Genomic DNA, 15,202 nt, shown 5'->3' with positions numbered 1-15,202 from the left:
AGTACGACGTCCAGAACCGCCGCGGATCAACCCCCGCCACAGCGGCGGGATCTCCGCACTGCGGGCGGCCTGCGCCCGCAGCCCGGCCAGGTCGATCCGGGTCGGCACGAGAACCGCCTCGTCGCGGGCAAGGGCCATTTCGAGGAGGGCCAGGCCGTCGTCCGCGCTCAGCGCCCTGGCACCGCCACGGGTCAGACGGTCCCGCTCGGCATCGGTGAGCTGTCCGGTCAGCGTGCTGACCTCGGCCCAGAGGCCCCAGGCGAGTGACGTTCCGGAGAGCCCTGCGGCGCGCCGGTCGGCCGCCAGCGCGTCGAGGAACGCGTTGGCCGCCACGTAGTTGCCCTGACCGGCCACGCCGAACGTCGCCGCCGCCGAGGAGAACAGTACGAAGTGCTCCAGGTCCAGGCCCATGCCCTGGGTGAGCTCGTGCAGGTTCCACGCGCCGTCGGCCTTCGGCCGCATCACGGTGTCCACCCGCTCCGGGGTGAGCGAGGCGATCGTCCCGTCGTCCAGGACACCGGCGGTGTGTACGACCGTCGTCAGCGGGCTGTCCGCCGGGATGCCCGTGATGACGGTGGCCAGCGCGTCGCGGTCGGCCGCATCGCAGGCCACGATCTGCACCGCCGCACCCAGCATCGCCAACTCCGCTGCCAGCGACGCCACATTGGGAGCGGCCGGACCCGAACGACCGGTCAGCACCAAGCCGTCGACACGACCCGTGGTGGCAAGATGCCGCGCCACAAGACCGCCCAACGTGCCCGTACCACCCGTCACCAGGGCCGTCTTCCCACCTGTGCGCGGTACGAGCGAGCCGTAGCGGTCGGCGGGGATCGTCAGGACCATCTTGCCGGTGTGCCGCGCCTGCGACATGAACCGGAACGCCTCCCGCGCCCGCCGCACATCCCACGCCCGCACCGGCAACCGCGACAACTCACCAGCAGCCATTAGGCCGACGACCCGCCCGAGCATCTCCCCCAACCGCTCCGGCCCGGCCTCGCCCAGGTCGAACGGCCGGTACATGACTCCTGGGTGCTCCTGCGCCAGAGCTTCCGGATCCCGTAGATCCGTGCGGCCCATCTCGATGAACGCACCGCCGCTCGGCAACAGCCGCAGCGACGCATCGGTCAACTCCCCAGCGAGGGAGTTCACCACGATGTCCACCCCCGCACCGCCCGTGGCAGCCAGGAACTCCGCCTCGAAACCAGCACTCCGCGAGGACGAGATATGCGCCTCGTCCAGACCCAACGCCGCCAGCACCGGCCACTTGGCCGCACTCGCCGTCGCGTACACCTCCAGACCCAGATGACGCGCGATCTGCACCGCCGCCATCCCCACACCACCGGCAGCCGCATGCACCAACACCCGCTGACCAGACCGCGCACCGGCCAACTCCACCAGCGCGTACCACGCCGTCATGAACGCGACCGGCACCGAGGCCGCCTCCGCGAACAACCAGCCCTCCGGAATCCGTACCAGCTGCCGGGCGTCGGTCACCGCCACCGGTCCGATCCCTCCGGCGGCAACACCCATGACGCGGTCGCCCACCGCAAGACCTACTACTTCGGAGCCGGTCTCGATCACCGTTCCGGCGATCTCACTGCCCATCAGACCGCCGCCGGGATACATCCCCAGCCCGATCAGCACATCCCGGAAGTTCAGCCCGGCCGTGCGCACCGCGACCCGAACCTGTCCGGCTTCCAGGGGGTCACCGGCCAGCGGCGCCGAAACCAGCGCCAACCCCTCCAACGACCCACCCTCATCCGGCTCAAGCCGCCACAGCCCCTCGGGCACCACCAGCTCACCCGACGGACGCGACAACCGCCGCCCCAGAGCAACCTTGCCCCGCAGCGCCAACTCCGCCTCACCACCGCCCACCACCGACGGCAGCACATCAACAGCCTCAGCCGCACCCGTGACAGGCAGATCTACGAGGACCAGTCGGCCGGGATTCTCCGACTGCGCCGAGCGGAGGAGACCCCAGACCGAAGCCGCCGCCAAATCCATGACGCCTTCGCCGACAGAGGTGGCCACGCCACCACGGGTCACCACCATCAACTGGGCTGATTCCAGGCGCTCTTCGCCCAGCCACTCCTGGACCAGGGTCAGAGCCGCACCGGTCGCCCGCCGGGCGGAGGCCGCCACGTCGACGCCCTCGCCACTTACACAGGCCAGCACGACGTGCGGGGCGGCCTCGCCTGCCTCGACGGCAGCGGCCACCTCCGCGAGGTCAGCGTAGGAACGCACCGACACCCCGGCCGCGTCCAGCCCCTCAGCCATCTCGAAGCGATCGGCACCGACGAGAACCCACTCCCCCTCCGGGACCGGTGCCTCGGCCACAGGGGCCCAGTCCACTGCGAAGAGCGCGTCGGCCAGTCCCGCTTCGGCGGAGTGGAGTTGGTCCGCCGCCACCGGCCGCGTGATGAGTGACGCCACCGACACCACCGGAGCACCCGTGGCATCCGCCGCCATCAAGTTCAAGCTGCCCTGACCGTCACGCCGCAGCCGCGCCCGCAACACCGACGCGCCGCTCGCGTGCAGCTCCACACCCGTCCATGCGAACGGCAACAGCACCTGACCCGGCTCACCCTCATCGACCTCGCCGGGTCCACTGGATCCACCGGGTCCGCCGGCGAGAGCTCCGGCCTGGAGCAATGCGTCGAGCAGCACGGGGTGCAGCCCGAACGCACCCGCATCCTGAGCGACACTCTCGGGCAGCACCACCTCGGCGAAGACGTCCTCGCCCCGGCGCCACACCGCACGCAGCCCCTGGAACGCCGGACCATAGCCGTACGACGCCTGAGCCAAGGCCTCGTACATCCCGCTGATGTCCACAGCAGTGGCATCACGCGGCGGCCAGGCGGTCAGGTCGTCCTCCGCCGCCCGCGCCGGTCCAGCGGGAGCGATCGTGCCACCCGCGTGCTGGACCCATGCCTCCTGAGTCCCGTCGGGACGGGAGAACACCTCCACCGTCCGACGCCCCTCGGCATCGGCATCAGCCACCACCACCTGCACTTGTACGCCACCATCGGCGGGCACCACCAGCGGCGCCTGCAACGTCAGCTCCTCCAGCGCGCCACAACCCACCTGATCCCCGGCACGCACCACCATCTCCACGAAACCGGTACCGGGCAGCAGAATCACGCCACCCACCGTGTGGTCAGCCAGCCACGGATGCGTACGCACCGAAAGACGCCCGGTACACACCAGCCCCGCACCACGGGCCAGCTCCACCGCCGCACCCAGCAACGGGTGATCCACCGCGCCAAGACCCAGCGACACCGCGTCCCCGCCCAGGGTCGGACCGGCCTCCGGCGGCCAGAACCGCTCCTGCTGGAAGGCATACGTCGGCAACTCCACCCGCTCAGCGGACGGCAACACCTTCGCCCAGGCCACCGTGACGCCGTGGACGAATGCCTCCGCGAAGGACGTGAGGAGCCGCGTCGCGCCGCCGTCGTCGCGGCGCAGCGTCCCGCACGCCACTCCCGCCACCGTGCCGGGGCCCGCGACCTGAGCAACCTCTTCGAGGGTGTCGTTCATCGCGCCCAACAGCACCGGATGCGGGGTGACTTCGATAAAAATCTGGTGGCCCATCCCAGCCAGGGTCCGTACGGCGCGCTCGTAATGCACCGTCGCGCGCAGGCTCCCGTACCAGTAGGCGGCGTCCAACTCTTCGCCGGATAGCGTCTCGCCGGTCATCGCCGACACCATCGGCACCCGACCCCGACGCGGGGCCACCTCAGCCAGTACGGAAAGAATCTCCTCTTCGAGCCGCTCCACCTGAGCGGAGTGCGACGCATAGTCCACCGCGACCATGCGAGCCCGTACGCCATCCGCTTCCAGCTCGGCCTTCAGCTCCTCCAGCGCCTCCGGCTCACCGGACACCACCACCGCAGCAGGACCATTCACCGCCGCCAACGACAGACGCTCACCCCAGCCCGGCAGACGCTCCTCAACCGCCGCAGCCGACAGGCTCACCGACAACATGCCGCCCGCACCCGCAAGCACCTTCAGCGACTGCGAACGCAACGCCACCACCCGCGCACCGTCCTCGACACTGAGCATCCCCGCCACCGTCGCCGCCGCGATCTCACCCTGCGAATGACCCACCACCGCGTCGGGGCTGACACCAGCCGCCTCCCACACGGCAGCCAGTGACACCATCACCGCCCACAGCACCGGCTGCACCACATCCGCCGCCACCATCTCCGGCGCGCCCTCCGCACCCGCCAGGACATCGGAGAGCGACCACTCCACGAACGGGTCCAACGCCCGCTCACACTCCGCAAGGCGCGCCGCGAACACCGGGCTGCACTCAGCCAACTCCCGCCCCATGCCCACCCATTGGGACCCCTGCCCCGCGAACGCGAACACCGGCCGCGTGTCCGAGCGGGCCACACCTGACACCACCGAACCCGCGAGTCCCTCAGCCGTCAGGCTCTCCAGGCCACCGATGAGTTCACCCCGGTCGCCGCCCACCACTACGGCACGGTGGTCGAACAGCGACCGCGTCGTCGTCAGCGACCACGCCACGTCCACCGGCGCCAACTCCGGCCGTGCGCCCACCCATTCACGCAGGCGGTCGGCCTGAGCCGTAAGGCCGTCGGCCGTCCGGCCCGACACCAGCCACGCACCCGCACCCGATACGACTACGGGCTCGGCTGCCGCGGTCTCTCGGTCGGCGGCCCCGGTGTCGCCGTCCTCGGGTGCCTCGTCGTCGAGCGCTCCTGCCTCGGCGGGAGCCTCCTCCAGGATGACGTGGACATTGGTGCCGCTGATGCCGAACGAGGACACACCCGCACGCCGCACCCGCACGCCGGTCGGCCACGCCACGGCCTCGGTCAGCAGCCGTACGTCGCCCTCGGTCCAGTCGACGTGCGGCGAGGGCTCGTCGACGTGCAGGGTGCGCGGCAACTCACCATGCTGCATCGCGAGGACCATCTTGATCACGCCCGCCACACCGGCCGCCTGCTGGGAATGTCCGATGTTGGACTTCACCGAGCCGAGCCACAGCGGCCGGTCATCGGGCCGGTCCTGCCCGTACGCGGCGAGGAGCGCCTGCGCCTCGATCGGGTCACCCAGGGTGGTGCCCGTACCGTGCGCCTCGACCACGTCCACGTCGGCGGCCGTCAGGTGGGCGCCTGCGAGCGCGGCACGGATGACACGCTGCTGGGACGGGCCGTTGGGCGCGGTGAGGCCGTTGGACGCGCCGTCCTGGTTCGTCGCCGAGCCGCGTACGACAGCGAGCACCTTGTGCCCGTTGCGCCGGGCGTCGGAGAGCCGCTCCACGACGACCATGCCCGCGCCCTCGCCCATGCCCATGCCGTCCGCCGCGCCCGAGAAGGCCTTGCAGCGGCCGTCCTCGGCAAGGCCGCGGTTCCGGGAGAACCCGACGAAGCCCGCAGGGGTGGCCATGACCGTGACGCCGCCTGCCAGCGCCATCGAGCACTCGCCGGAGCGCACCGCCTGGCAGGCCAGGTGCAGGGCCACGAGGGACGACGAACACGCCGTGTCGATGGACACCGCGGGCCCCTGCAGTCCGAGCAGGTAGGAGATGCGGCCGGACATCACGCTGGCCGCGCCGCCGGTCATCAGGTGCCAGGCGAGGCCCTCCATGTTCCGGAGGGCCTCGTGTGCGACGTAGTCGGAGGGAGCGACACCGACGAATACGCCGGTCTGCGAGCCCCGGAGCGATGCCGGGTCGACCCCGGCCCGCTCAAGCGCTTCCCACGATGTCTCGAGGAGCAGTCGCTGCTGCGGGTCCATGGCGAGGGCCTCGCGCGGGCTGATCCCGAAGAACCCGGCGTCGAAGCTCGCCGCGTCCCGCAGGAAACCGCCCTCGACCACATAGGAGGTTCCCTGGTTCTCCGGGTCGGGGTCGTACACGCCGTCGGCGTCCCAGCCCCGGTCCGTCGGGAAGCCTGATATCGCGTCCCCGCCTGCGGCGAGGAGGTCCCACAGTTCCTCCGGATTGGTCACCCCGCCCGGGTAACGGCAGCTCATGCCGACTATCGCCAACGGCTCCGTCGACGCCGAGACGAGCCGGCGGTTCCGCTGCCGCAGCCGCTCGGTCTCCTTCACGGAGGCGCGCAGCGCTTCGAGAAGCTTGTCAGCCGGTTCTGTCATCGCTGCCTCCACGCATCGAGCATCATCAACTTCACTCCGACTCGCCGTCCAAGGCCAGGCGGATCAGGCTTTCGGTATCCAGCGCGTCGATGTCCTCGACCTCTTCGCCCTTCCCGTTCACCAGGGCGTCGTCATGGACATCGGCGATCCGCATCAGTGCCTCCATGAGTCCCGCCTCACGGAACCTGGACAGCGAAACGCTCGCGAGCGCCTTCCGGAGTTTCTCCTCGGCGGGTTCTGCCGCGCCATGTTCAGTGATCTCCGGAAGCAGCTTTTCCTGCAGGAACGCGGCCAGTTCCACGGGGTTGGGGTAGTCGAAGACGAGCGTGGCCGGCAGGCGCAGGCCGGTCCCGGTGTTGAGCCGGTTGCGCAGTTCGACCGCGGTGAGCGAGTCGAAGCCCAGGTCGGTGAAGGCCCGGGTGGGTTCGATCGCGTCGGCGGATGTGTGGCCAAGGACGGCCGCGACATGGGTGCGGATCAAGTCGGTGAGCTTGCGTTCCCGGTCCTGCGGCGAGAGCCCGGCCAGCTGCTGGTGCAGCGAGTCCGCGCCACCGCCACCACTTGATACGGCAGTACGACGTCCAGAACCGCCGCGGATCAACCCCCGCCACAGCGGCGGGATCTCCGCACTGCGGGCGGCCTGCGCCCGCAGCCCGGCCAGGTCGAGATGGGCCGGGACGAGAACCGCCTCGTCGCGGGTGAGAGCCAGGTCGAGCAGGGCCAGGCCGTCGTCCGCGCTCAGCGCGTTGACGCCGCCGCGGTTGATGCGTGCCCGCTCGGCATCGGTGAGCTCCCCGGTCAGAGCACTTGCCTCGGCCCAGAGGCCCCAGGCGAGTGACGTTCCGGGAAGGCCTGCTGCCCGCCGGTCGGCCGCCAGCGCGTCGAGGAACGCGTTGGCCGCCACATAGTTGCCCTGACCCGCCGAACCGAACGTCGCCGCCGCCGAGGAGAACAGTACGAAGTGCTCCAGGTCCAGGCCCATGTCCCGGGTGAGCTCGTGCAGATTCCACGCACCGTCGGCCTTCGGCCGCATCACCCTCCCGACCCGCTCCGGAGTGAGCGAGGCGATCGTCCCGTCGTCCAGGACACCGGCGGTGTGTACGACCGTCGTCAGTGCCGTCTCCTTGGAGACCCTCGTGATGACGGTGGCCAGCGCGTCGCGGTCGGCCGCGTCACAGGCCACGATCTGCACCGCCGCACCCAGCATCGCCAACTCGGCAGCCAGCGCCGCCACATTGGGAGCGGCCGGACCCGAGCGACCGGTCAGCACCATCTCATCGGTGCGACCGGTGGCAACCAGGTGCCGCGCCACGAGACCGCCCAGTGTGCCCGTACCCCCCGTCACCAGAGCCGACCGGCTGGCTGGTCGCGAGGCGACCGGGGCAGCGGCAACCAGGCGTGAGACGACGGGAGTGGCAGGAATGGTCAGGACCATCTTGCCGGTGTGCCGCGCCTGCGACATGAACCGGAACGCCTCCCGCGCCCGCCGCACATCCCACGCCCGCACCGGCAACCGCGACAACTCACCAGCAGCCATCAAGCCGACGACCCGCCCGAGCATCTCCCCCAACCGCTCCGGCCCGGCCTCGCCGAGCACGAACGGCCGGTACGTGACGCTCGGGTGCTCCTGCGCCAGTACGTCGATGTCGCGCAGGTCGGTGCGGCCCATCTCGATGAACTCGCCACCCCTCGGCAACAGCCGCAGCGACGCATCGGTCAACTCCCCAGCGAGGGAGTTCACCACGATGTCCACCCCCGCACCGCCCGTGGCAGCCAGGAACTCCGCCTCGAAACCAGCACTCCGCGAGGACGAGATATGCGCCTCGTCCAGACCCAACGCCGCCAGCACCGGCCACTTGGCCGCACTCGCCGTCGCGTACACCTCCAGACCCAGATGACGCGCGATCTGCACCGCCGCCATCCCCACACCACCGGCAGCCGCATGCACCAACACCCGCTGACCAGACCGCGCACCGGCCAACTCCACCAGCGCGTACCACGCCGTCATGAACGCACTGGGTACGGACGCGGCCTCGGCATAGGACCAGCCGTTGGGGATCCGCACCAGCTGCCGGGCGTCAGTCACCGCCACCGGTCCGAACCCGCCCTCGGCGACGCCCATCACACGGTCGCCCACCGCAAGACCTGGCACTCCGGGCCCGGTCTCGATCACCGTTCCGGCGATCTCACTGCCCATCAGACCGCCGCCGGGATACATGCCCAACCCGATCAGCACATCCCGGAAGTTCAGCCCGGCCGTGCGCACCGCGACCCGAACCTGTCCGGCCTCCAGGGGGTCACCGGCCAGCGGCGCCGAAACCAGCGCCAACCCCTCCAACGACCCACCCTCATCCGGCTCAAGCCGCCACAGCCCCTCGGGCACCACCAGCTCACCCGACGGACGCGACAACCGCCGCCCCAGAGCAACCTTGCCCCGCAGCGCCAACTCCGCCTCACCACCGCCCACCACCGACGGCAGCACATCAACAGCCTCAGCCGCACCCGTGACAGGCAGATCTACGAGGACCAGTCGGCCGGGATTCTCCGACTGCGCCGAACGCAGCAGACCCCACACCGAAGCCGCCGCCAGATCAGCCACCCGCTCGCCAGCCGAGGCGGCCACGCCACCCCGGGTCACGACCACCAACTGAGCTGATTCCAGGCGCCCTTCGGTGAACCAGTCCTGCACCAGCGTCAGGGCCTGACCGCTCGCCTCTCGGGCGGCTTGCGCTACGTCACCACCCTCACTGCCGCCTATGCAGGCCAGCACGACCTTCGGGGCAGCCTCGCCTGCCTCGACGGCAGCGGCCACCTCCGCGAGGTCAGCGAAGGAACGCACCGACACCCCGCACGTGCGGAGAGCATCGGCCACCTCGAAACGGTCGCCGCCGATCAGCGCCCACTCCCCCGCCGGTACGGCGGCTTCAGGGACCGGACTCCACTCCACAGTGAACAGCGAGTCGGACACCCCGACCTCGGCGGGCCGGAGCTGGTCCGCCGCCACCGGCCGCGTGATCAGCGATGCGACCGACACCACCGGAGCACCCGTGGCGTCCGCAGCCGTCACATTCAGACTGCCCTGACTGTCACGCCGCAGCCGCGCCCGCAACACCGACGCCCCGCTCGCGTGCAGCTCCACGCCGGTCCACGCGAAGGGCAACCGCACCTGGCCCGCCCCACCCTCATCGACCTCGCCGACAAGGCCGCTGGCATGCAGCACCGCGTCGAGCAGTGCCGGGTGCAGCCCAAACGCACCGGCGTCCTGAGCCACTTCCTCGGGCAGCGCCACCTCGGCGAAGACGTCCTCGCCACGGCGCCACACCGCACGCAGCCCCTGGAACGCCGGACCATAGCCGTACGCCCCTGCCAGCTCGTCGTACATCCCGCTGATGTCCACAGCAGTGGCATCACGCGGCGGCCAGATGGACAGGTCATCCACGACGGGTCCGGTCTCCCTGGTGGGAGCTACCGTTCCGCTGGCGTGCTGAACCCATGCTTCCTGGGTGCCGTCGGGACGGGAGAACACCTCCACCGTCGGACGGCCATCGGCGTCGGCGTCAGCCACCACCACCTGGACTTGTACGCCACCATCGGCGGGCACCACCAGCGGCGCCTGCAACGTCAGTTCCTCCAGCGCGCCACAACCCACCTGATCCCCGGCACGCACCACCATCTCCACGAAACCGGTACCAGGGAGCAGCATCACGCCGCCCACCATGTGATCGGCCAGCCACGGATGCGTACGCACCGAAAGACGCCCCGTGCAAAGAAGACCCGCACCACCGGCCAGCTCCACCACCGCGCCAAGAAGCGGGTGATCCACCGCACCCAGACCCAGCGACACCGCGTCCTGGCCGGTCGCCGGGCCGGACGCACGCGGCCAAAACCTCTCATGCTGGAAGGCGTACGTCGGCAACTCCACCCGCTCCGCGCACGGCAGCACCTTCGCCCAGTCCACCGCCACACCCTGCACGAACGCCTCGGCCAGCGAGGTGACGAGCCGCGTCGCGCCGCCGTCGTCACGCCGCAGCGTCCCGCACACCGCGGCGGGCACCGCGCCGGGACCCGCCTCCTGCGCGACCTCGTCGAGCGTGTCGTTCATCGCGCCCAACAGCACCGGATGCGGCGTGACCTCGATGAAGACCTGGTGACCCATTCCGGCCAGGGTCCGCACCGCCCGGTCGTAGTGCACCGTGGCACGCAGGCTCCCGTACCAGTACGCGGCATCCAACTCCTCACCGGAGAGCGTCTCGCCGGTCATCGCCGACACCATCGGCACCCGGCCCTTACGCGGGGTCACCTCGGCCAGTACGGAGAGAATCTCCTCTTCGAGCCGCTCCACCTGGGCGGAGTGCGAGGCGTAATCCACCGCGACCATGCGCGCCCGTACGCCCTCGGACTCCAGTTCGGCCTTGAGCTCCTCGAGCGCCTCCGGCTCGCCCGAAACCACGACCACCGCAGGCCCGTTGACCGCCGCCAGCGACAGGCGCTCGCCCCAACGCGGCAGGCGTTCTTCAACCGCCGCAGCAGACTGGCTCACCGACAGCATCCCGCCCGCACCCGCAAGCACCTTCAGCGACTGCGAACGCAGCGCCACGACACGAGCGCCATCCTCCAGCGACAACATCCCCGCCACCGTTGCCGCCGCGATCTCACCCTGCGAATGACCCACCACCGCGCCGGGGCTGACACCAGCCGCCTCCCACACCGCAGCCAGCGACACCATCACCGCCCACAACACCGGCTGCACCACATCCGCCGACCCCAACCCCGGCGCACCCTCCACACCCGACAACACATCACTCAGCGACCACTCCACGAACGGCGACAACGCCCGCTCACACTCAGCAAGACGCTCCGCGAACACCGGACTGCACGAAGCCAACTCCCGACCCATGCCCACCCACTGAGAACCCTGACCCGCGAAAGCGAACACCGTCCGCACACCCGGACGGGCCACGCCCGACACCACCGAACCCGCAGGCACACCACCCGCCAGGCTCTCCAGACCCGCCACCAACCCGGCACGCTCACCGCCGACCACCACAGCACGGTGCTCGAACACCGACCGCGTCGCCGCCAACGACCAAGCCACATCCACCGGCGCCAACTCCGGTCGTGCATCCACCCATTCGCCCAAGCGGTCCGCCTGAGCCGTCAGACCCTCCGCCGACCGCCCCGACACCAACCACGCGCCGACCCCACCGAGCTCCACCACGACCTCGTCGGTGGCGTCGCTCGTACCGGCGTCCTCGTTCTCGGCCGCGCCCGCTTCGGGCGTCGGGGCCTCCTCCAGGATGATGTGCGCGTTGGTGCCGCTCAGGCCGAACGAGGAGACGCCCGCCCGTCGCGCCCGGTCGCCGGCGGGCCACGGGGCCGCTTCCGTCAGGAGTCGTACCTGGCCCGCCGTCCAGTCCACGTGCGGCGAAGATTCGTCCGCGTGCAGCGTCCGCGGCAACTCGCCGTGCTGGAGGGCGAGGACCATCTTGATCACACCCGCCACACCGGCGGCTGCCTGTGTGTGACCGATGTTCGACTTCACCGAGCCGAGGAGCAGCGGCCGGTCCTCGGCATGCTCCTGGCCGTAGGTCGCGAGCAGTGCCTGCGCCTCGATCGGGTCACCCAGCTTGGTACCCGTACCGTGCGCCTCCACCACGTCGACCTCGTCGGCGCGCACCCCGGCGTTCGCCAACGCCGCCCGGATGACCCGCTGTTGCGAGGGACCGTTCGGGGCGGTCAGGCCGTTCGACGCGCCGTCCTGGTTGGTCGCGCTGCCGCGCAGTACCGCGAGGACCTTGTGTCCGTTGCGCCGTGCGTCCGACAGGCGCTCCACGACCAGCATGCCCGCGCCCTCGGCGAAGCCCATGCCGTCCGCGTCCGCCGAGAACGCCTTGCAGCGTCCGTCCGGCGCGAGGCCGCTCTGCTCGCTGAAGCCGACGAAGCCCTCCGGGGTCACGAGGATCGTGATGCCACCGGCCAGCGCCATCGAGCACTCACCGGAGCGCAGCGCCTGGGCGGCCAGGTGCAGCGCCACCAGGGACGAGGAGCACGCGGTGTCGACCGTCACCGCCGGGCCCTCGAGGCCCAGGGCGTACGACACCCGGCCGGACAGCACGCTCGTCGCGTTGCCGGTGATGAGGTGGGCCGCGCCCTCGATGTCCACGCCGTAGCCGTAGCCGGACGCGTAGCCACCGGCGAACACGCCGGTCGAGGTGCCGCGCGCCAACTCCGGGTCGATTCCGGCACGTTCGAGGGCCTCCCAGGACAGTTCCAGGAGCAGCCGCTGCTGCGGGTCCATAGCCATGGCCTCGCGGGGGCTGATCCCGAAGAACCCGGCGTCGAAGCCGCTCATGTCCTGGATGAAGCCGCCGCTCTTCACATACGAGGAGTCGGCGAGGGCCTCCAGGTCCCAGTCGCGGTCGTCCGGGAAGCCGGAGATCGCGTCACCGCCCGAGCTCAGCAGCTCCCACAGTCCATCGGGGTCGGCCACGCCGCCGGGGTACCGGCAGCTCATGCCGACGATCGCGATCGGCTCGTCGGCCACGGACGGTGCCTGTGCCGCCGTCGGCACCGAGGTGTCGTCCGGCAGGGCCCCGAGGAGCTCCGTCCTGAGGTACTCGCTGAGGGTGGTCGCGCTGGGGTAGTCGAACAGCAAGGTGGCGGGCAGTCGCAGCCCGGTCGCGGTGTTGAGGTCGTTGCGCAGTTCCACCGCGGTCAGGGAGTCGAAGCCCAGTTCGCTGAAGGCACGGCCCGCCTCGACCGCGTCGTGCGACGCGTAGCCAAGGACGTGGGCAGCCTTGGCCTGGACGAGCTCGGTCAGCGTCCGCTGCTGCTCGGACAGGCTCATGGGGGCGAGGCGGCGCGCCAGGTCCCCTTCTTCCTGTACGGCGGGGGCGTCCGCGACGAGCGCGGCCAGCCGGTGGACCTCCGGCAGGTCCCGCATCAGCGGGACCTCGAGGAGGCTCGCCGCCGACTGCGGCGTCGCGAGGATGACGGACCAGTCGATGTTCGTCACCGTAAGGACGGTGTCGTGACCGTCGAACGCCTCGCCCAGGGCCCGGACCGCCAGGTCCGGGTCCATCACCCCTTCCCACTGGTTGCGGGCGAGCCGCTGCCGCGCGGCCTCGGAGCCCTGCGCCACACCGGCAGCCCACGGGCCCCAGGCCACGGCGAGGCCGGGAAGACCGCGGCTGCGCCGGTTCTCCGCCACGGCGTCCAAGTACGCGTTCGCCGCGGCGTAGTTGCTCTGGCCCGGACCACCCGTGGTGGCCACCACGGACGAGAACAGCACGAACGCGTCCAGGTCCAGGTCGGCGGTCAGCTCGTCCAGGTGGGTGGCGCCCGCGGCCTTGGCGGCAAGCGCCGTCTCCAAGCGATCCGTCTCCAGGCCGTCGATCACACCGTCGTCCAGGACCGCCGCGGTGTGTACCACCGCGGACAGCTCGGGGCCGGTCGCCCCGGTCCAGTCCACGAGCCCGGCAACCTCCGAGCGGTCGCTCACGTCGCAGGTCACGACGTCCACGCGGGTGCCCTGTTCGGCCAGTTCGGCGGCCCGCGCCGCGACGCCCGATCCACCGGGCCCCGACCGGCTCGTCAGCACAAGCCGGTCCACGTCGCGATCGGCGAGCCACTGCGCCACGTGTCCGCCGAGCGCCCCGGTGCCGCCGGTGATCAGCGCGGTCCCGCGCACAGGACGCTTGCCGCCGTCGTCCGAGGGCTGCGGGGCATGGGTCAGTCTGCGGCCCAGGATTCCGGCGGGCCTGATCGCGGCCTGGTTCTCGTCGCAACCGGCAAGGACGGCCACCAGGCGTACGCCCGTCCGCTCGTCCAGTTCGGCGGGCAGGTCGATCAACCCGCCCCAGCGGTCCGGGTATTCCAGGGCGACGACGCGGCCGAAGCCCCAGGTCTGTGCCTGCACCGGGCTTGTCAGCACCTCACCGGGTCCAGTGGCGACAGCACCGTGGGTGAGGAGCCACAGCGGGGCGTCGACCCCGGCGTCACCCAGGCCCTGCACAAGGCCCAGCGTGGCGGCGAGACCTCCGGAGACCACCGGGTGCTCCGGCACAGGTGTCTCGTCCAGTGCGAGCAGCGACACCGCACCGGACAGCATGCTGGGCTCCGTACCGGCATTCCGCAGCTCTTGGACAAGCAGCCCGGCCAGGTCGACCCGGTGCACCGTTCCGGCCGGCACCTCCACGACCAGAGCCTCAGCTCCGCGCGCGGTCAGTGCCGCCACGCACCCCCGCGTCAGCTCGGCCGCGGCCGACCCGGCGGGCGTCACGACCAACCACTGTCCCGAAAGCCGGACGGTGCCCGGTTCGGCGACCGGCGCCCACGTCACGCGGTAGCGCCAGTTCGCGGTCACCGACTTGTCCTGCTCACGGCGCCGCCAGGACGCCAACGCGGGCAGGACCGCACTGAGTTGCTTCTGATCCTCGAGCGCCAGCGTGTCCGCGATCCGGGCGAAGTCACCGCCCTCGACGGCCGCCCAGAACTGAGCCTCGGCCGCCGTACTAGCACCATCCCCGCCCACCTGGAACGGGGCCACCGCCGACTCCAGCCAGTACCGCTCCTGCTGGAAGGCATACGTCGGCAACTCCACCTGCTCACCGCAGGGCAGGACCGACTTCCAGTCCACCGGCAGTCCGCCGACATAAGCCTGCGCAAGAGAGGTCAGCAACCGGTTCGCACCCGCGTTGTCCCGCTCCAGCGTGCCCACCGCCAGCACACCGGCCACACCCGCGTCTTCCGCGGTCTCGGCCACCGCGGCAGTCAGCACCGGATGCGGCGACACCTCCACGAACTCCCCATAACCGCCATCGAGCAGAACACGTACGGCCTCTTCAAAGCGGACCATGCGTCGCAGGTTCGCGAACCAGTAAGAGGCATTCACCTCGACGCCCGAGATCCACTCACCGGTCACCGTCGACACCATCGGCACCCGGCCCGCCAGCGGAGTGATCCCGGCAAGCTCCTGCTCAAGGACCGCCGCCAACGGCTCCACCGCAGGCGAATGCGCCACAAAATCCGTCTCCGGAACACGCCACCGCAACACATGCCGCGACGCCAACTCCCGCTC

2 protein-coding genes are annotated in these 15,202 nt (G+C 70.8%); both read right to left on the bottom strand.

Features of this window, described 5'->3' with window-relative positions:
• A partial coding sequence (locus ACIBCK_RS38930) for an SDR family NAD(P)-dependent oxidoreductase (RefSeq protein ID WP_399398076.1) occupies nucleotides 1-6,123 on the bottom strand: 6,123 nt, incomplete at its 3' end.
• 31 nt (nucleotides 6,124-6,154) lie between these two features.
• Nucleotides 6,155-15,178, bottom strand: a complete 9,024-nt coding sequence (locus ACIBCK_RS38925; protein WP_399398074.1) for an SDR family NAD(P)-dependent oxidoreductase — start codon at nucleotides 15,176-15,178, stop codon at nucleotides 6,155-6,157.
• Between the last annotated feature and the right edge of the window lie 24 nt (nucleotides 15,179-15,202).

The sequence above is a fragment of the Streptomyces sp. NPDC051218 genome, assembly GCF_044455475.1.
In the GTDB taxonomy this organism is placed as follows: domain Bacteria; phylum Actinomycetota; class Actinomycetes; order Streptomycetales; family Streptomycetaceae; genus Streptomyces.
This window is presented reverse-complemented; position numbering and strand designations above follow the sequence as displayed.